Source organism: Pontibacter sp. BAB1700, assembly GCF_000277005.1.
Taxonomy (GTDB): domain Bacteria; phylum Bacteroidota; class Bacteroidia; order Cytophagales; family Hymenobacteraceae; genus Pontibacter; species Pontibacter lucknowensis.
The window spans coordinates 22,990-40,809 of the sequence record NZ_AKIS01000038.1 but is presented as its reverse complement, the minus strand read 5'-3'; the positions used below and the strand labels follow the sequence as shown (position 1 = coordinate 40,809).

18 protein-coding genes and 1 pseudogene are annotated in these 17,820 nt (G+C 53.0%); 5 read left to right on the top strand and 14 right to left on the bottom strand.

From position 1 onward, the window contains the following. Positions 1–7: 7 nt before the first annotated feature. Positions 8–472: a DUF6644 family protein gene (locus O71_RS05355; RefSeq protein WP_007654072.1), complete on the bottom strand. Its 465-nt coding sequence runs from the start codon at positions 470–472 to the stop codon at positions 8–10. A 23-nt stretch (positions 473–495) separates the two neighbouring features. Beyond that, a complete protein-coding gene (locus tag O71_RS05350) occupies positions 496–849 on the bottom strand; it encodes a DUF6152 family protein (RefSeq protein ID WP_007654071.1) in 354 nt (117 codons plus the stop codon). A gap of 163 nt (positions 850–1,012) precedes the next feature. Here O71_RS05350 and O71_RS24225 point away from each other — a divergent pair, with 163 nt between their 5' ends. After that, on the top strand, positions 1,013–1,189 hold the full coding sequence (locus O71_RS24225) for a hypothetical protein (RefSeq protein WP_007654069.1): 177 nt from the start codon (positions 1,013–1,015) through the stop codon (positions 1,187–1,189). Between the two features lie 61 nt (positions 1,190–1,250). Here the strand turns inward: O71_RS24225 and O71_RS05345 are convergent, their stop codons facing one another. The 9 genes and pseudogenes from O71_RS05345 to O71_RS05305 all read right to left on the bottom strand — a co-directional run bounded on the left by O71_RS05345 (position 1,251) and on the right by O71_RS05305 (position 11,238). Beyond that, entirely contained in the window at positions 1,251–1,871 is a 621-nt protein-coding gene (locus tag O71_RS05345; RefSeq protein WP_007654068.1) for a hypothetical protein, read from the bottom strand. A gap of 170 nt (positions 1,872–2,041) precedes the next feature. Beyond that, positions 2,042–4,249: an acylase gene (locus O71_RS05340; RefSeq protein ID WP_007654067.1), complete on the bottom strand. Its 2,208-nt coding sequence runs from the start codon at positions 4,247–4,249 to the stop codon at positions 2,042–2,044. Positions 4,250–4,519: 270 nt separating this feature from the next. Continuing rightward, positions 4,520–6,267, bottom strand: a pseudogene (locus O71_RS05335) (ABC transporter ATP-binding protein). A 79-nt stretch (positions 6,268–6,346) separates the two neighbouring features. Continuing rightward, positions 6,347–6,964, bottom strand: a complete 618-nt coding sequence (locus O71_RS05330) for a hypothetical protein (RefSeq protein ID WP_007654066.1) — start codon at positions 6,962–6,964, stop codon at positions 6,347–6,349. A gap of 105 nt (positions 6,965–7,069) precedes the next feature. Continuing rightward, positions 7,070–7,279, bottom strand: a complete 210-nt coding sequence (locus O71_RS05325; RefSeq protein WP_007654055.1) for a hypothetical protein — start codon at positions 7,277–7,279, stop codon at positions 7,070–7,072. Positions 7,280–7,293: 14 nt separating this feature from the next. Next, positions 7,294–8,748: a S41 family peptidase gene (locus tag O71_RS05320; RefSeq protein WP_007654053.1), complete on the bottom strand. Its 1,455-nt coding sequence runs from the start codon at positions 8,746–8,748 to the stop codon at positions 7,294–7,296. 118 nt (positions 8,749–8,866) lie between these two features. Next, the gene (locus O71_RS05315; protein WP_007654051.1) at positions 8,867–10,228 is read right to left on the bottom strand and encodes an HTTM domain-containing protein; all 1,362 of its coding nucleotides are present in this window, start codon (positions 10,226–10,228) and stop codon (positions 8,867–8,869) included. 99 nt (positions 10,229–10,327) lie between these two features. Beyond that, entirely contained in the window at positions 10,328–10,696 is a 369-nt protein-coding gene (locus tag O71_RS05310) for a hypothetical protein (protein ID WP_007654049.1), read from the bottom strand. 65 nt (positions 10,697–10,761) lie between these two features. Beyond that, on the bottom strand, positions 10,762–11,238 hold the full coding sequence (locus O71_RS05305) for a DinB family protein (protein WP_007654047.1): 477 nt from the start codon (positions 11,236–11,238) through the stop codon (positions 10,762–10,764). A gap of 320 nt (positions 11,239–11,558) precedes the next feature. On the opposite strand from O71_RS05305, the gene O71_RS25235 reads away from it, so the two are divergent. From O71_RS25235 to O71_RS25225, 3 genes are read left to right on the top strand one after another with little or no spacing between them, the layout of a single operon-like run. Continuing rightward, a complete protein-coding gene (locus O71_RS25235) occupies positions 11,559–12,491 on the top strand; it encodes a carboxypeptidase regulatory-like domain-containing protein (protein WP_237717719.1) in 933 nt (310 codons plus the stop codon). After that, positions 12,488–12,895, top strand: a complete 408-nt coding sequence (locus tag O71_RS25230) for a hypothetical protein (RefSeq protein WP_237717718.1) — start codon at positions 12,488–12,490, stop codon at positions 12,893–12,895. The genes O71_RS25235 and O71_RS25230 overlap by 4 nt, the downstream gene beginning before the upstream one ends. Further along, entirely contained in the window at positions 12,829–13,983 is a 1,155-nt protein-coding gene (locus O71_RS25225) for an outer membrane beta-barrel family protein (RefSeq protein WP_369750889.1), read from the top strand. The genes O71_RS25230 and O71_RS25225 overlap by 67 nt, the downstream gene beginning before the upstream one ends. Before the next feature lie 94 nt (positions 13,984–14,077). Here the strand turns inward: O71_RS25225 and O71_RS05295 are convergent, their stop codons facing one another. From O71_RS05295 to O71_RS05285, 3 genes are all read right to left on the bottom strand, one after another. Beyond that, on the bottom strand, positions 14,078–14,533 hold the full coding sequence (locus O71_RS05295) for a PepSY-like domain-containing protein (RefSeq protein ID WP_007654045.1): 456 nt from the start codon (positions 14,531–14,533) through the stop codon (positions 14,078–14,080). A gap of 270 nt (positions 14,534–14,803) precedes the next feature. After that, positions 14,804–15,523 (bottom strand): hypothetical protein, encoded by a 720-nt coding sequence (locus tag O71_RS05290; protein ID WP_007654044.1) that lies wholly within the window; start codon positions 15,521–15,523, stop codon positions 14,804–14,806. Positions 15,524–15,597: 74 nt separating this feature from the next. Beyond that, the gene (locus O71_RS05285; protein WP_007654042.1) at positions 15,598–16,101 is read right to left on the bottom strand and encodes a hypothetical protein; all 504 of its coding nucleotides are present in this window, start codon (positions 16,099–16,101) and stop codon (positions 15,598–15,600) included. Positions 16,102–16,648: 547 nt separating this feature from the next. Between O71_RS05285 and O71_RS05280 the strand changes: the two genes are divergently transcribed. Further along, entirely contained in the window at positions 16,649–17,791 is a 1,143-nt protein-coding gene (locus O71_RS05280; RefSeq protein WP_007654040.1) for an efflux RND transporter periplasmic adaptor subunit, read from the top strand. Positions 17,792–17,820 lie beyond the last annotated feature (29 nt).

Genomic DNA, 17,820 nt, shown 5'->3' with positions numbered 1-17,820 from the left:
TTCTAAGCTAATATGCCAGCAAACGTCCGCAGGCAATCACCAGCACCCATACCACAATGGAGCAAAGCGCCACCGCTTTAGCAGGCCGGGGCGTGTTGCCATGTTGCCATTCCGGCGCTGCAGCAAAGATGTACCGATGAAATATACCGGCATTGATTCCGCCCACTACCAGCCCGATCATCTTGATATGAAAAACGGAATCAGCAGCCAGGGCCACCGCATTGGTACTGAACAGCAGTATACCGGAAGGTATGATCAGGTATAGCCCTCTCCTAGACCAGGGCAATACATGACGGGCCAGTTCCGGTACAGGCAGTTTTCGGGAGAGGCCCAGCAGGCGCAGATCGAAGAGGAAAGCACCGCCAACCAGCAACACAATGCCCAGAATATGCACGATCTCCAGGAACGGGTATAGCCAGGTGGATTGCCGGATAGCACTGGCCAGCGCTGATGCTTCCAGCCCCTGCAGCATTCCCGCCAAGGTATAGGTCACCGCTAGCGAAGTTCGATCTTCTTATCTCCTACATAGATCCGCTCAGCCCGCATTTCATCTTTCACCTCCTTATGCGGATAGCCCACCACCCGCACCGAGTCGCCGGCCTGCAGCATATCCCTGCTCAGGCCACGGGAGTTCATTCGGCTGGGCGGTGCCAGCACTACCGTCCAGGTCTTGTCCTCGTGCTGTAGCTTTAACATCCCATGCGGGTTTTCATACGTGATTTCCTCCACCAGGCCGGTATAGTCCAGGGTTTTGGTCTGGTCGTAATTTGCCCAGCCGTGATGCAGCGTGGAGAGCGCCACAGAGAAGGGCAGTAATAGAATCAGAAGTAGTTTGGCAGGCAGCATCATAGGTATAAATTTAATAGTGATACCTAGTTAAAAACGCAGAAAACAGGAAAAGGTGCAGGTATGGGCTGGGGCAGATAACACTTCTGATCTTACCCTGTGGCACCTTCTGTAAAATACATCGGAATAACCCGGTGATAATGGATTAAACTGCGTACCTTAGGATATGTTAGAAAACACATTCCCCATCGGATCTGAAGTGTTCGCAAAAGTGAATCCGGATCTAAAGTTAACGATCAGACAATACCTGAAGCGCATCTACTACTGCACCGTCAATGGTAATCCATCGCAGCGGGACCTGGTGTACTTCGAGCGTGAGCTGATACCCGTACCGGTTAAATAAAAATAAAGCCCCTGCTTTCGGCAGGGGCTTTTTAATTTACGAGCTTTATGGATGCTCGCTGTTACTTGATGCTGTAAGTCATAAGCGGAATGTTTCCATGCTGACCGGCATCTGTCAGGATCAGGCCTACCCCTTTGGCCCAGTAGTAATTTGTGTTGACGCCCGAATCTATCTCCATGTCCATGAAGATAACAGACGTTTTAGCCTGCACATGGATCACCTCCTTATAGGTCTTGCCTTCTACTGTTTTGGTGATGTCTTTTGCAATGATCGTAAAGGTCATTTTGGTCTCAAATCCATTGATGGTATTAGTCTGATACCAGGCTTTACCCACTGGTGTTTCTTCTTTCAGAAATGTCAGGGAAATGTCGTTGGACAAGCTTGGGTCCATTCCTATACCGGTATACACGCCCTTTTCTTTCAGCAGATAAGACTTTCTTGTTTCATTTCCCTGCTTTGTTTCGAACTCTGAATAGGTCTTCCCATCAACTACCTTGGTATTGCCTGTGGCGGTAAGAGAGTAAGGGTTAGTGCCGCCATAGTTCCAGGTAGAGCCTTTCGTATCGGGTAGGTAATCCAGCTCTACGGCTGCTGCCGGTGAAGCATCGTCCTCCTTGTCGCCACATGAAACCAGGATGCCCAATAGCAGGCACCACATCATTACAAATCTAAGTTTGTTCATAGGTATATAGTTATTTTACTATGCAAGATAGAGAAATAAAATTGCTGTGAAAATGGAATGTCATTTAGTTTTTGTTCCCATAAGGGGCAAATGCTCTCCCACAATCGCCACATAAAAAAGGTCCGGACTCAACAGCCCGGACCTTTTCAATTCAGATCATTTTATACCTGCTATTTGCTCTGCTTCTGCCCCGGTTTATAAGTGGCTTTGGCTCTTTTCTCTACGTCTTCGCGGTAGTAGGCTACATCTTTGAACTCCACATTGGCATAGCGGGCGGCCTGGTCGTTGAAGTGTGGAGAACTAGGGTCGCCGCTCTGTCCGCCGGCCAGGATGGTCTTGGCTTTTACCTTGTCGCCAAACTCCACCACGGCCACAAAGCTGTTGCCGGAAGTGCCGTATAGACGTTTGGTGTCGTAGCGGTTGGCTCCATAAGAAGCTAGCGCTCCCCAGTTGCCGGAAGCCATACCCACCGGTATGCTCGGAGCCGCATCATTGAAAGGCTGCTTGATGTCACCGGTCAGGCGCTGGAAGCGGTTGATTTCACCCCATGGCGTGTTCCACTGTCCGAAGTCCTGCTCCAGTTCGGTAATGGTCTTGCTGAAAATATCCAGTCGCTCCGCTGCCGGTGCTGTGTTGGCATAGTAGTCGAAGCGCTCCATGATATGGCCTTTTGGCGCAGAGCCGTCGCGCAGCAGGTTGGTGGCATAGAAATGCGCCAGCGACATCGCCACTGACTCTTTCGACACGGCATAGTCCCAGTTGCGCATCACGTCGATGGCTGCCTTCAGTTTGGGGTCGTTTGGCTTTTGGGCATCATAGGCTTTCACGAGTCCGGGTATCAACACCTCGAAGCCTGGCAGGTAAGGATCATAGGCCAGATCGATCAGTTTGTCGAGGGTCAGGTTCTCGGCCTTTTTGAGCAAACGGATAGCGTGCACACCGCGGAAGTTCTCAGGTGATGGTGCCATGTAAACCGGGTAGTCCTCTTTCTTCGGGCTATACTCAGCTGCGGCGGTATAAGGTGTGGAGTTACAGTTCTGGATCCAGCCGTTCGGCGGGTTCATGATGCGGATCGTTTCATCGAGCGTGTGCAGACCGTTCCAGTCAGTTTTCGGATTGCTGCCGTCAACGGGCTTGGAATAGTCGAAAGAGGTATCGCGCTTCGGAAAGAAGTTGCCGTGGTAGTAGGCGATGTTTCCGTCGGCGTCGGCGTACACGGTGGCGTTGGAGGAGTTGGTGCGCATCTGCATCATCTCGTTAAACTCCTTCAGGTTGCTTTTCTTGGTGCGGGTATAGGATTGGATCAGGGCATCCACCGGCTTCCACATCAGGGCCGTGGCCACCCATTTGTCACCGTTCATGTGTGTGATCGGTCCGTGGTGGGTGCGGTAGGTCGTGAAGGTCTTTTCTTTCAGCTCCCCACCGTCTTTGTAAGCCAGTGTTACTTCTTTGGTCTCCACCGGGCGCAGCTCTTCGCCATACCGGTAAAACAGCTTACCGTCCTGTCGCACGATGGTCTCCTCAAACTCGTCGATCACGTCGGCATAGGCAGAAGTGTGCATCCAACCGGTCTTTTCGTTGAAGCCCTGGTAGATGAAGAACTGCCCCCAGGTCACGGCGCCGTAGGCGTTCAGCCCCTCTTCGCTCACCGCATGCACCTCGCCCCTGAAAAAGAAAGAGGTATGCGGGTTGATCAGCAGCATGGCGTCGCCGGAGGCCGTGTGCTTGCCCGAGATGGCAAAGCCGTTGGAGCCCTTCGGCTCTTCCAGCAAGGCCGGCTGTACTAGCCCGTGTCCCTGGCTGTTCAGCCCCAGCGACCGGTCTTCTTCATAAAACGCCTTGATGCCTTTAGTGGAAACGCTCTCGATGTCGCCACCGATGGAGCCTTCGCTGAAGTACATCGGCATCCAGGGCTCAAAGCGGGTAAGCAGTTTCGGCTTCACCTCCGGGTGGGTGTGCAGGTAGTAGTTGATGCCGTCCGCAAAGGCCTGGCACAGCTCCTTCAGCCACGCCGGACTTCTTTCATATTCCGCTTTCGCCTCTTCTTCTGTCATGTACAAACGGGCACGCAGGTCGCTGTAAAGTTGCTCCTCTCCTTCTACCTCCGACAGTCGGCCAATTGCCCACATGTAGTTGCGCTCCACGCGGTTAAAGTCATCTTCGCACTGAGCATACAAGAGCCCGAACACGGCATCGGCATCGGTTTTACCGTAGATGTGCGGCACGCCAAAATCATCCCGCATGATGGTAACACGGGCAGCTTGCTCCTCCCACTTCGCGACCTCGCTTGCGGGGTCGGTTTTAGGGTTGGTGGCGCAGGAGGAAACGAAGAGGAATAAAAGCAGCAGGAAGACCTGGGGCCTGAAGAGATAGTTCATGGTTTTAAGGTAGATAAGCTGAAATTCGATCTACCAATTTAAGCATAATTCTGAAATTACACAGGAAACCGCAGCAGGTGCACAACACACCAGAAGCAAGTACGCAAAGCTTCCGTTACCTGACCCGCTGACAGGTATAGACTGGCACGCACTTCCGGATTTGCAAACCGAAAATGCAGTAAATGGCAAATACTGTATCGCAAAGGCAGCTATTCCTGCTGACTTTGCAAAAGAAGGTATAAAGCCCACACATGCACTTCAGATACAGCGTTATATTCTCGCCTGATAGGTATAGAGTTGGTAGTACCTCCCCTGCCTCTCCAGCAATTCTTCATGACGTCCCTGCTCCGTGATACGACCCTGCTCGATCACCAGGATCTGGTCGGCCTGCCGGATCGTGCTGAGGCGGTGGGCGATCACAAAGGTGGTGCGGCCCTGCATCAGGGTCTTAAGGCTGGCCTGTATCAGGCTCTCGCTCTCCGTATCGAGGTTAGAGGTGGCTTCGTCCAGGATGAGGATGCGCGGATCGGCCAGGATGGCGCGTGCTATTGCAATCCGCTGCCGTTGTCCGCCTGATAACTTTACGCCCCGCTCCCCGATCAGCGTGTCGAGCCCTTCCGGGAAACGGTCGGTAAACTCCTGCACGTGCGCTGCGTGTACCGCCTGCATCAGTTGTTCCTCTGTAGCGTTGGGCCGCGGAAAAAGAATGTTCTGCCGGATGCTGCCTTCAAACAGAAAGTCGTCCTGCAGCACCACGCCCAATTGGCTGCGGTAGCTTTGCAGACTGATCGTCTGCAGGTCGTGACCGTCTACGGTAATCGTGCCGCTGTCAGGATTGAGGAAAGAAGCGGCCAGGCCTGCGATGGTCGTTTTGCCGGAGCCAGAAGTTCCTACCAGCGCCGTGACAGAACCGGCAGGCGCCCGAAAGCTGATTTCCTTCACCACGTCTTTGCCGGTTTCATAGGCAAAAGCCACCCGGTCGAACACGATGTCGCCGTGAATCTGATCGAGTTTGAGTGTGCGGGTCCCATGCTCGTCTTCGAGGGGAGTGTTCAGGATTTCCTGCGTACGGTCGAGGCCGGCGAAGGCTTCCGTAAACTGGCTCCCGATATTGCTCATTTGCAGGATCGGGGCAATCATAAAACCCAGGTATAGCGTGAAGGCCAGAAAGTCTCCAAAGGTCATCTCGCCCTTCATGATCAGGTAGCCGCCAATACCCATGATGCCCGCCGAAGCAAAGCCCAGCAGCAAGGTAGCGGCCGAAGTCACCATGCTGGTCGTGGTCAGACTCTGCTTTACGTTCAGGAAAAGGCGTGTTACGCCATCTTCAAATGTCCTGATCTCCTGCGCCTCCGCATTGAAACCTTTGATCACACGCACCCCGCCCAGCGTTTCGGTCAGGCGACCGGTCACTTCAGCATTGATCACGCCGCGCTCCCGGAAGATCGGCCTGATCTTACCGAAGGCCTTGAGGGAGATCACCCCAAAAATGGCCACCGGAATGAGTGCAAAGCCTGTCATGAGCGGACTGATGTAAATGAGCAGCACCAGGCAGATGAGCGAGGTCAGGACGCCGCCTATCATCTGCGCAAAGCCGGTACCGACGAGGTTACGCACCCCTTCCACATCCGTCATGATGCGCGATACCAGTTCGCCGGTTTTGGTATTGTCGAAAAAGCGGATGGGCAGCTGCATGATGTGGCGCTGCACTTTGGCGCGTAGTTGCGAGATGAGGTGCTGGGCCTCCACGCTCAGTATCTGGGTGAGCGCAAAGGAAGTAACCGACTGAATGACAATGGCTGTCAGCACGGCCCGATCAGCCATTTGAGCATGGTGCTGTCACCGGTCGGGATCACATCATCGATGAGAAACTTACTTGCACCGGGCAGCACCAGACCAGCCAGGCGACTGATAACGATCAGCACTAACCCGACCGCAAGATACCTCCGGCGCGGCCAGATGATAGTCCGGAATACTTCTGCAATTGTAACGTTCTGGAGTTTTTTCGATTTGGACATGGGGGTGAAGATACGACAAAAAAACGCTCACAGCAGGTATACCTGCTGTGAGCGTTTCAATTAAGCTGTGTGCTATACCTTATGAGGGAATGCTGCGCCGCCAGTTGCTCCACTGCTGAAGTTGGGTCGGGTTGAGCACGGTTTCAATGTTTTGCATCAGACCGGTGCGGTGCTCGCGTAGCACCCGCATGTGCGTTTGTTTCTGTTCATGCTTCTGTAGCTCTGCTTCCACACGCTCACGTAGGGTCAGGAGCTTTGCCTCCAGCTGCTCAAAACTGATGCGCTTTTCGTTGTAGGCTTTCACGTAGGTGTCACGCTCGGCGTTGGCCCGCATGAGTATTTCCTGGTGTATGATGCTGACGCTGCCGCGATGCGTGGAAGTGGACCGTTGGTGGTCCAGTGCAAAGTCCCTGATGGTAGCAGCCTGATTGGTCTGCAAACCTAAAGTAGGCAAGATGTAGGAAAGCGATTGCCGGTCAGTTTTGGCAGTGGCTACCGTATGGAGGTTGAATGCTTTTTCGTCGCAGCCATCGCGTAGGTGGGGCGTTGCCAGGGCATCCAGGTCATCGAGCAAAAACTCGGACGATGAGAACGAGAGATCGACAGCAGGATCAGCGCCGTCTTCTTCTTCGCAGGCCGACAGGCTCAGGAAGGAAACGAAGGCCATCAGCCCCCAGATACGTAACATTTTTTTCATAGCTAAGCATTTTAAAATCACCACCTTATTTATACGTAGCACGAAATAAAAGGAAAACACCTACGCCCGGAATGCAGGTACGTTCACCATGTTTGGCAAACTCGTTCAGAACCCTTCCCGGAACTCCCGCAGGTGGGCATAGCAGACCAGACTGCTGTAACCGCCCGACTGGTCATCGTCGGAATCGCGGCTTGTTTTTGGCAGCAAGGCCGTTGGGTAAAAGCGCACCAACTGCCCGGATACCTGCAAGCTGGTACAGGCGTTTGTCAGGCGGCTGTTGGCAGACTTCGGTTCGCTACTTGATTTTCGGGACATAGGCTGGGTCTGATTTACTGTTGGGCGGAGGAGGTCCGCTGGGCCTGAATGAGCTTTTCCAGGGTATAGCGAAGCACTTCATCTTCGTCGTCGAGCAGGTGGTCGCGCACGAGGTGGTCAGGTATGAGGCCGGCAAGTTTTTCGTTTCCGTTTGGCCGCACGATGTAGCCTTTCGGCACTTTGAGTTCCACACTCGTGCGGGGCAGCTGAAAACTGAACTGCGCGGCATAGAGCGTAGGTGTGTCGCCGGTCTCCTCACCCACGATTTCCCCGAAGCCATAGTCCTGGATCAGGGCGCCGCTCACCGCCGCCATGGAATAAGACTGCCGGTTGACGAGCACATATACCTTGCCCTTGAATCGCAGGTTCTCCGGCATCGGCTGTTGCATAGTTTGGGCATAGGCGAAGGTGTCGCCATCAGGAGTCTCCAGGATCTGGCGGGTATAGTCGTCCGGTATAGCCTTGGGGTACTGTTTGCGGGTTTGAACCTTGAGCACCTCACTGGTCCGGACGGTGAACTCCGAGAACCAGCGGAAAGGCTTGTCAGCAAAGTAGGCTATCAGGTGATCGCTGAAGGTATTGTGTCCACCGGCATTGTTGCGCAGGTCCAGGATCAGGTAAGGGGCCTGGCGTGAATTGATGTCCGCAAAGGCACTGTCCACAAAGGCCTTGAACTGCGCCTCCCCGTCTGGCTCCGGTGAGCTGAAAGGACCGGGGTGCAGGTAGGCGACATCCCCGATATACCTGAAAGAGCGTTCGTTTTTGAGGATCTCCCCTCCCCGACTGGCTTCGTAACCCATCACCGTGATTGGCTCCAGTATATGGGTGCTGCGCTTACCAGTGGCACTTTTCACTTTCACTTTAAAGGACTCCTGCTGCCCGAACACGGCCCAGTAGTAGCGGGGAAAAGACCAGAACTCGAGTTTGGCATCTTTGAAATAAGGGCGCTCCGCCGATAGGTAGGGATGGATCGCGGCCTTTAGTTTCCGGATCGGTTTGCCGTTGAGCTGCAGCAGCTGATCTCCTGCCCGCACGCTGGAATCCGGCACATAGCTTTTGCGGACGAAGGCTTTGCCCTCTTCAAAGGCTAGTTCAAGCGGAAACACGGTGCCACCCTGCGTGGCGTAAGTGATGTAAGATCCTGCCGGGAAATCGACCTCGCAATGCCCTACGTTGCCGATCGCCAGTAGCCGCTGCATCAGCATGGTCGTCTCGAGCATGCTGAGGGAGTCTTTGCGGATTGACCTTACCAAATCGTCATAGGCTGCGTCATATTCCCGCTTGCTCACATAGGCGTAAAGGTTGTAATGGGCCTTTTGCAGTGTTTCGTAGGCATAGGCCATGTCGGCTTTCACATCCGTAGCGGCAAATCTGATCGTCTTGTGCTGTGCGATCGCGCGTCCGGTTGCTGACAGCATCAAAAAGAACAGCAAAAGCTGGATGGGTTTGCTATACAAGTTACTTTTCATGCTGCTGTTTTTCTGTGGTTTATACGCTATCCTTCCCTCCTTATTTGGCTGAAAGCTACGCAGATTAAGAGAGAATCCGATAAAAAATAACAGTATTGTACAAAACAGGTATAGCTGGTCACTTTTCTGAAATGATCTCTTTCACCCAGGGCCAACCGTCTGCCTCGGGCCGTGGCGTCACCCAGCTTTTGGCACCCCAGGTATAAGGTATAGCTGCCAGATCCACGGTAGGGTCTACGATAGGGTGCGCCGGGTAGCCATTGAGACTGAGGCGGGAGATGGCATATACCTCCGGATTGGCTATCCCTTTCTTTTGAAATTCCAGCTTCAGGAACTGCGCAAACTGCCAGATCATATCCGGATGCTTGGGCAGTTCTTTCAGCTGCTCCCGCACCAGGTAGTCGTTAGGAGAAACGTATAGCACATGCCCTGAAGCCGGGTCCTTTACCTGGTAGTACACGTGCCCGCGTTTAGTGCGCAGCATCATGCGCCAGGAGAAGCGATGCCCTTCTTCGGTCCAGTTCACATCGCCGGGAATAAAGAAGTGCCGCAGTGGAAAGAGCAGTTGAAAGCCCAGGTATAGCAGGCAGAACTGCGCACCCAGCCGCAGCTGCCAGCGGGGCTGTTTAAGCGGTGCATCCTGCAGGAGTTCAGGCGAGATCTTTTTCCTGAAAAACCAGCGGGCGATCTGCTCAGGGCTAAAGAACAGCACATTGGCAGCGATCATGAAGTATGGGAAAACCCCCACATGAAACACCGCCGAGTTGAAGATGTGAAAAGCGAAGGCCACCCAGAAAGCCACCATCCTGGTGCGGGGCCAGAGCAGGGCAAAGCCGATCAGGAAGTCAAAAACAAGGCCTCCCCACACCACCAGTTGTATCATAGCCGGGGTGTTCAGGTAGGGACCGATGACGTAGAAGTGTGTTTTGGCGGACATCCAGATGCTCATGGATTTAGCGGCCAGCCAGTCGGGTTGCAGTTTGGCTACCCCGGCGTAAAAGTACACCAGCACCAGCTGTGCCCGGAAGAGCCAGAGCGTCCACTGCGGGGCCACCTCTGTTTCCAGCTCCGGCCGCCTGCGCACATCCAGGGAGTATTTGCGGTGGGCAGGCAGGGTCACCATCAGTCCGCTGATGAGCCAGATGAGGTAGTGGTGGTTGAGGTAGTGTGTTTTTTCGCTAAAAAAACTGTAGCCGAAGAGCAGGAAAAACAGAAAAGAAGAAAGCTTGTAGCGCCAGCCCACCATGATGAGGAAGCCCAGCAGCGCCATGAACAGGTACAGGTAGACCATGCCATTGCCAGCCAGCGGCTTTATCCACTCCAGGCCGATGTAGCCAAAATGGATGGTCGGTTCCACGTAGTGCTCCTGCACCCAGTTGATGAGCACGGCGCCTATACCTTCGCAGAACATCAGCAACCCGAACAGGATGCGAAAATAAACCAGCGGATAAATGCCGATCGGCTTGAGAAGCTGCTGCATAGCGATTCAGGATGTATGACTTCTTACAAAGCCAGTTTGTGCATGATGACCGCTTTTCGCCTAACTTACCTGCTCCAGGTATAGCCATGCTCTTTCAACTTACCCCAACACCAAACGGTAGGCTAATATAAGCACACTGATGAGAACAATCGTGGTGTAGATCTCTTTATTATACCTGGCCAGCCAGTTAGGCAGAAAAATATCGAAATTGTCTTTGGTGGAATCTGAATACCGCCGGGCTACCACTGTGATGGGGCACATTTTGTTGAACACCAGCAGCACAAGGCCCTCCAGCACGATCAGGCCCAGGCAGATCCAGACCCATTTGTCGATCCGGTTGGTGATAACGGCATAGAGCAGGTAAAAGATCACGACATTGTAGAACACCCACACCAGGGTATGTACTACTTTGATGAGCAGCAGTTTCTGTTTGCGAAGGTATACATCCTGTTGCCGGATCTGTTCCATTTCCACACCCCTCCTCTGCTTATTTTACGAAAGCCGGCAGGTATAGGCCAGTGCTAAGCCCTGCTTCACAGATCAGCACCCAACAGTCGCCGCAGCACCACGATCTGTCCGAGATGGTAGGCATTGTGCTCGGCCACCAGCATGGCTTCGCGCAGGAGCGTCTGTCCGTTGCCATGCGGTATGGGTGCAAAGAGATCCTGCTCCGTATCCTGCACCAGCTGCACCATGGCCTCCAGGTCCCGGTTGATCGCCTGCAGGGTCTGTTTCAGGGCATCCTCATCGGCTGGGGCTACGTCTGCTGGCCAGTAATCGTCGGGCCAGTCGGGCTCCTGGTAATCGGGGTTGCGGCAAAAGTCCAGGATGTCGTGCTGGGCGAAACGCAGGTGCTCGAGCAGTTGCCAGATGGTATAAGGCAGTTCCTCTACCTGCCGCCCTGCTTCCGCTAAGCTTAGCCCCTGCAGCAGCTCATCCATCGGACGGTAGGCCTGCCCCATTCGCATTAGTTTTTCCAGATGGTCGCGTACTAGTTTTTCCTCTTTCATGGGTTTCTTTTGACTTACTCATAACTGCTATACCTGTTTAGAACTGAGATGGGTGCAGCAGGCCTTGTGATTCGGATTACTTCCTTTTTAGAGCACCTGCTATACCTTGTTTTTGCAGCCTTTTGGCCACATCCTGAAAAAAATAAAAAATTTTTGAGTGGCAGAGGCAACTATCGGACTAGAGCATACATCTATAGTTCAAATTCGCATCAGTAAAACACCAATTCAACAAGTTTTCACCCACCTGCAGGTATAGCCTTTGGCTTTGCCCGGGGTTCTGTTTGTCAATTTGTAACCTGATCTTTCCACAAAATAAAATTATGAAACAGTTATTTACTTTATTGCTCCTGGTGCTGGTTGGAGGTAGCACGATGGCGCAAATGGCCCATCCGGGCAAACTGAGCGGCGTGCTCAGTGACTCTCTGACGGCAGCCCCCATCGGCTATGCCAATGCCGTGCTCAAAAATGGCGACAAACTGATATCGGGAACGGCGGCGGACGGCGAAGGCAAGTTCGAGCTCGCCAATCTGCCCCTGGGCAGCTATACCCTGGAGCTTACTTTCCTGGGATACCGCCCTAAAAAATTACCCATCACACTGACAGCCGAGCAGCCTGTGCTACAACTCGGTAAGGTTCCGCTCAACTCTGACAGTAAAATACTGGCTGCCGTTGAAGTGACGGCCATGAAGGCGCTGGTGGAAGACAAGGGAGACAAACTGGTGTACAATGCCGAAAAAGACGCTTCCAATGCCGGGGGCAATGCGGCGGACGTGCTGCGCAAAGTGCCTACACTCACCGTAGACCTCGACGGCAATGTACAGATGCGCGGCAACAGCAACATCAAGGTGCTCGTGAACGGGAAGCCATCCGGCATGATGGCCCGCAACCTGGCCGAGGCGCTCCGCCAGATGCCTGCCGATAACATCAAGTCGGTGGAGGTGATCACGAGTCCGGGTGCCCGCTACGATGCGGAAGGCTCGGCGGGTGTCATCAACATCATCACTAAAAAGGGCTTGCAGGGCTTCAACGGCTCCACCAACGTGACGACCGGCAACCTGAACCGCTACCTGGGCACCAACCTGAATTACCGCAAAAAGAAGCTTGGCATTTCGCTTTCGGCCAGCGGTTACCAATACCGCAACAAATACAGCATGGAGAGTACGCGTACCAACCTGGTAAACGGGGAGCCTGTTTCTGTTTTCGAGCAAACTACCTGGCTGATAACACCGGTTTTGGTGGCAACGGCGAAATGAGCATCGACTACGACCCGGACTCCACAAGCCGCATCAACTTCTCAGCCAACGTATGGGGTGGAGATTTCCCGAACGACAATACCATTCTGAACAGGCTCCATGATGCGAATGGCAACCTGCTCCAGAATTTCCGCTCAGAAAGGAGCTACACAAACCCCTACGGCAACGGACAGCTGGACCTGGGCTATACCAAAACCTTTAAGCCGGAGCAGGAGCTCTCCATCCTGTCGCAGTACAGTCGCATGCCCGACAACTACGAGTACGAGGTCGGGAACTATACCTCCGGCGAAGAGCTGACCTTCCGGCAGCAAAGCAAGAACCTCAGCCGGAACAAGGAATATACTTTGCAGACCGACTATACCATCCCTTTAAACTCAACGGACGCCGTGACACGACCAGCCTGAAGCTGGAAGTGGGCGCCAAGGCCATCCGCCGCGATATCGGCAGCGAGTTCCGGGTGCTGCAGTCGACGGACGGCGTGAGCCCGATGGAGCCTGACCCGAGCCAGTCGAATGATTTCAGCTACTTCCAGCGGGTATACTCCGGCTATACCTCCCTGCACCTGAGCACCAAATCGAAGTGGAACATCAAGGCCGGCGCCCGACTGGAGCACACCGATATCTCAGGGGATTTTGAGAGTACCAATACCAGGATGAGCAACCAGTACACGAACCTGATCCCGAGCATCTCGGTGTCGAAAGGGATAAAGGAGCATACCCTGAAAGCCAGCTATACCCAGCGTATCCAGCGGCCGCTCATCTGGTACCTCAACCCCTGGGTAGACGCCAGCGACACGCTGAACCTGCGCACCGGCAACCCTTACCTGGACCCGGAACTGAACCATGCCGTAGAACTGGGCCACAGCATGAGCACCGACAAGGGCCTCAACATCAACACGGCTCTCTACTGGCGCTATACAGACAATGCCATTGAGTACCTGTCGCAGGTTGATGAAAATGGCGTATCGGTGCTGTCGCCTCAGAACGTGGCACAGCGCAAGATCTATGGCCTGAACCTCAACCTGTCGGGGCAGCTGAACAAGAGCTGGAACATGAGCGGCGGCTCCGACCTGCGCTACCTTGATGTGGAAAGTCCGGCCCGCAACCTGAGCAACTCCGGCCTGGTGTGGAGCATGAACCTGAACACGACTTACAAACTGCCCAGGGATTACTCCATACAGGCCTACGGCAACTACAGCTCCGGCTGGCTGAACCTGCAGAGCAGCAACTCGGGCTGGCACTGGTACGGCTTTGCAGCCAAGCGGGAATTCTGGGATAAGAAGGCAAGTGTCACGCTAGGTGTGAACAACCCATTCAATCGCAGCATGAAACAGACCGGCCAGCGCAACGACCCAACCTTTGCCTACGAGTCCCGCTCCTTCAACTTCAACCGCTCGGTGCGCTTGTCATTTGAGTGGCGCTTCGGACAGATGAACACCAACGGCGGCAAGCGCAGCAAAAAGATCAACAACGACGACAAAGGCGGTCGCTAGTACCGATCGTCAGGTATAGCCTGCAAATTTTTGTCATAAAAAAGGGCAGCCCATCCGGACTGCCCTTTTCTGTGTTATAGACCGCGCCTATACCTTAGTATTTGCGCTTGTTCTTGTCTTTATCTTTATCCTTTTCTTTTTCTACGCTACCATCGGCATTGAACACCACTTTCAGATCCTCGTCATCGCCTTCGAGCTTAGCCATGTACCTGGTCTGGCCATCTTTCTCTACTGTTTTGGCCTTCTCAATGGTACGGTTGGCGTACTGCTGGCTAATGGTGTTTCGCACTGCCTGCGGCAGCTCGTTCACTTCAATTTCACGCCCCTGCTTTTTGATGGTACCATCTGCATTGTACATGATCCAGTGGTCGGTGCCGTTCATCTCAAACTTGGCATAATAGGCATCATCTTTAGCTTTCCACTCTACATCGCTCGCCTGGGCATAGCTGTTGTTAAAACTTGTCTTTACGCGTTCCGGCACGTTGTCCTGGGCAAACACGGCAGTACTCATACCGAATCCCAGGGCCAGGGTTAAAACTAACTTTTTCATAGCTCTTCTTCGTTTAGGTTATAATTGGTTTAAAAGATAAACAGGTTGATAATTCTGTGTTCGCTTACGCTTACTTAACAGAATATATCAACCCTTGAAATTCTCTTTTCTTATACCACCCTCCTACCAGAATGTTCTGAAATGAGCCGGTTAATTGCCCATTATCAAAACATAGTACAAGTCAGTTAGCCAATATTAACAAAAAAAACAGCCACTGCTCCCCTAATGAGAGCGGCGGCTGTATCATTGCTGTTTTTAAGTCAAATCTATTTAATAGCGGTCGTTTCGGTCGCGTCTATAGCCACCGCGCTGTGCACCATAGCCACCGAAGTTGCCGGATGAAACGCCATAGCTACGGTCGCGGTCAAAGTCGGTGCCGTAATCATCTTCGAAGCTGCTGGTAATACCCGCATTGGGAATGCCTCTGCTGGAGCGGATTTCAGACTGGCGCATTTGGCTGTAATCCGAAATACCATAGCCTTCGCGCAGATTATCCTGGCTCATGCGGCTGCGTCCCTGTCCCATACGGTCGCTGCTGCCCTGGCTTCTGAACCGGTCACGGCTATCCATGTCACGGTTATAGTCATCATCTCTCTGGCTATACCTGCCTGAGCTGCCATATGGATCTGAGTCAGACCAACCCTGGCTGCGAGAGCGGTTTTCGTAGTTGCGGTTGCCCATGTCGCGCTCTCCACGGTTCATCTGGAAGCTGGAATCGCTGCGGTCGGAACCTCTCCTATCGCGCATACGCTCATAGGCATCGCCCATGTTCCCTTCGTGGTAGCTATGCCGTCTGTCATTCCGATTGCTGCCCCTGCCATAGCGGTCGTCATCTATGCCACGGTGGTGGCTGCGATACTCCTGCTCAAATTCATTGGTGAGGTTACGGGCGCTGTGGTAGTGCTCGTCGTTGCGGTTATAACCGGCGCCGCTGCTGTAGTCCCGGTCATAATTGTCGTAATCGTAGCGATCTCTGTCTCGTCTGTTCATAGTTTTTCGTCTGTTTTAACATGATACTTCCTTTTTTAAACGAGGGTAGCGGTATACGGTTATGCAGCAAAGCCTCAGGTTTCTTTGATACGGGAAGCCAGCAGCCGGAACAGGATGTAAAGAAAGGCAAAGACAGCCATGGCGATCAGGGTCCAGAATTTCTGCTCATTCTTTTCCTGCCAGAAGTCACGCTCGCCTTCAGCAGACTTCAATCTTTTGCGAATGGCCTGGTTGGCCAGCTGCTCGATCTGCAACTCACGGTGTAGAGAGTCAAGCGCAACCGTATCAGTCAGGTATACAGTTTGAGTACGGAAGATCTCCTTGTAGACAGGGTAAGGTCCTGTTATGCGAGCGGAAGCATCTGTTCCTAATGGCTGCTCCGCTCCTGCAAACTGCTCTTTCAGTATACCATTTCGATCAGTTTCTATTCGGAGCCGTTGCGAACCGAGATCAGGTTTGGCATATACAGCCGGGGCATATAATTTAGGAAGGCCTGGCTTAGAGGCGACAGGAGCGCTGTCCTGCCGCTGGGTAGCGCAGGAACAGAGGAGCAATACCAGGCATATCGTCCATCTCATGTGTAGCACGGTCTGTTTTCTATCACTTCATGCTGTCATACGGAAAGAAGCATCTAATTGGCACTATATTTCATTAAATATCAGTTGGTTTTTGAATGGGCCATCAGCAAAATGAAGTTTAGCAGAATTATACCTGGGGTTACCAGCCTGCTGGCACTTTATCAAGATATTATAAAACAGGTATAAGCTACTGATCACACATCTCCCAAAACAACCGGCGCATCTAAAATTAATACCATTAACATGCTTTTAACAGAAAATCATACATTTAGGAGAACATATTAAAAAAGGTAAACATTTGAGGCAAAATGGCCGTTAATTTTAATATCTCTTTAATATTTCTGGTATAAAGAGGTTGGCTGATTATTTTATTATGTCAATCCGGAACTTAACAAAATTATATTACCACCACACGAGCTCCTGACCATATACCTGCGAAGCTCCAATATGATTTTTTTACCGCTCTGGTAGCACCTATCACCTGGATTGACCTCTACTGTGTTTTGATGCGGCCTCCTCTGCCAAGAAGGAAACCGTGTCAAAAACCATGAATTATACGCGCAAGGTCAAATCTTATTTTCTCTCCATTATCAGTGCCGGCATACTGGCCGCCTGTTCGGCCAACAGCCAGGCGGCCGACGAAACAAAAGCTGAGCAGGAACTGCCCGTCATTCGGATCATCGCAAAAGACACTGTGCTGCACCACGAGTATGTGGCAGACATACAGGCGGTGCAGAATGTGGATCTGCGGGCCCGCGTGCCGGGCTTTCTGGAGAAGGTGCTGGTAGACGAAGGACAGGAAGTAAAAAAAGGCCAGCTGCTGTTTAAGATCAGCGATGATGAATACAAGGAGGAACTCGCCAAGGCCCAGGCCAACCTGCAGAGCGCACTGGCAGAGGCGAAAGGCGTCAAGCTGGAGATAGACAGACTGCGGCTGCTGGTAGAGAAGAACATAGTCTCCAAAACAGAGATAGACGTGGCGCAGGCAAAACTGGAGGCCGCCAACTCCCGCATCAGAGCGGCACGCTCCTCCGCCCAGAACGCCTCCATCCGCCTGTCCTATACCAGCATCAAAGCTCCTTTCGACGGCATCATCGACCGCATCCCGCACCGCATGGGCAGCCTGATCGAGCAGGGCACCCTGCTCACGACGGCCTCCAACATCAACTCCATTTTTGTCTACTTCAACGTCTCGGAAAACGAGTACCTGCAGTACATCAAAACAAAAGAAGACAATCCGAACAGGAACAGCAACAGCGTAAAACTGGTGCTTGCGGACGGCACTCCCTACCTGCATAAGGGCAAGATCGAGACAGTGGAAAGTGAATTCAAATCGGGCACCGGTTCCATCGCTTTCAGAGCCCGCTTCCCCAATCCGGATAAACTCCTGAAGCACGGCGCTACCGGCAACATCGTGCTCTCCAACGCAGTGGAAGGCGCGGTGCTGGTGCCTCAGAAAGCCGTGTTTGAGCTACAGGACAAAAACTATGTATTCCTGCTCGACTCCCTGAACCAGGTGAGCATGCGCAGCTTCGTTCCCCGCACCCGCTTCTCTTCCTTCTACATTGTAGAGTCAGGCCTGAAGCCAGGCGACCGGATCGTGCTGGAAGGTATACAAAGCGTGGAGCCCGGCACGCAGATCAAGCCAAAACTGGTAGGGATGGACAGCCTGATCGCCAGAACCTTGTAATGATGAACAGACAGACTTAACACGATCAC

Excerpts from the sequence above, each read along its gene's own strand:
- O71_RS05350 (WP_007654071.1), bottom strand. The coding sequence starts at position 849 with ATGATGCTGCCTGCCAAACTACTTCTGATTCTATTACTGCCCTTCTCT.
- O71_RS05295 (WP_007654045.1), bottom strand. The coding sequence starts at position 14,533 with ATGAAAAAGTTAGTTTTAACCCTGGCCCTGGGATTCGGTATGAGTACT.
- O71_RS25235 (WP_237717719.1), top strand. The coding sequence starts at position 11,559 with ATGAAACAGTTATTTACTTTATTGCTCCTGGTGCTGGTTGGAGGTAGC.
- O71_RS05285 (WP_007654042.1), bottom strand. The coding sequence starts at position 16,101 with ATGAGATGGACGATATGCCTGGTATTGCTCCTCTGTTCCTGCGCTACC.
- O71_RS05320 (WP_007654053.1), bottom strand. The coding sequence starts at position 8,748 with ATGAAAAGTAACTTGTATAGCAAACCCATCCAGCTTTTGCTGTTCTTT.
- O71_RS05280 (WP_007654040.1), top strand. The coding sequence starts at position 16,649 with ATGAATTATACGCGCAAGGTCAAATCTTATTTTCTCTCCATTATCAGT.
- O71_RS05290 (WP_007654044.1), bottom strand. The coding sequence starts at position 15,523 with ATGAACAGACGAGACAGAGATCGCTACGATTACGACAATTATGACCGG.
- O71_RS25230 (WP_237717718.1), top strand. The coding sequence starts at position 12,488 with ATGAGCATCGACTACGACCCGGACTCCACAAGCCGCATCAACTTCTCA.
- O71_RS05325 (WP_007654055.1), bottom strand. The coding sequence starts at position 7,279 with ATGTCCCGAAAATCAAGTAGCGAACCGAAGTCTGCCAACAGCCGCCTG.
- O71_RS05310 (WP_007654049.1), bottom strand. The coding sequence starts at position 10,696 with ATGGAACAGATCCGGCAACAGGATGTATACCTTCGCAAACAGAAACTG.
- O71_RS05330 (WP_007654066.1), bottom strand. The coding sequence starts at position 6,964 with ATGAAAAAAATGTTACGTATCTGGGGGCTGATGGCCTTCGTTTCCTTC.
- O71_RS24225 (WP_007654069.1), top strand. The coding sequence starts at position 1,013 with ATGTTAGAAAACACATTCCCCATCGGATCTGAAGTGTTCGCAAAAGTG.
- O71_RS05355 (WP_007654072.1), bottom strand. The coding sequence starts at position 472 with ATGCTGCAGGGGCTGGAAGCATCAGCGCTGGCCAGTGCTATCCGGCAA.
- O71_RS05340 (WP_007654067.1), bottom strand. The coding sequence starts at position 4,249 with ATGAACTATCTCTTCAGGCCCCAGGTCTTCCTGCTGCTTTTATTCCTC.
- O71_RS05305 (WP_007654047.1), bottom strand. The coding sequence starts at position 11,238 with ATGAAAGAGGAAAAACTAGTACGCGACCATCTGGAAAAACTAATGCGA.
- O71_RS05345 (WP_007654068.1), bottom strand. The coding sequence starts at position 1,871 with ATGAACAAACTTAGATTTGTAATGATGTGGTGCCTGCTATTGGGCATC.
- O71_RS05315 (WP_007654051.1), bottom strand. The coding sequence starts at position 10,228 with ATGCAGCAGCTTCTCAAGCCGATCGGCATTTATCCGCTGGTTTATTTT.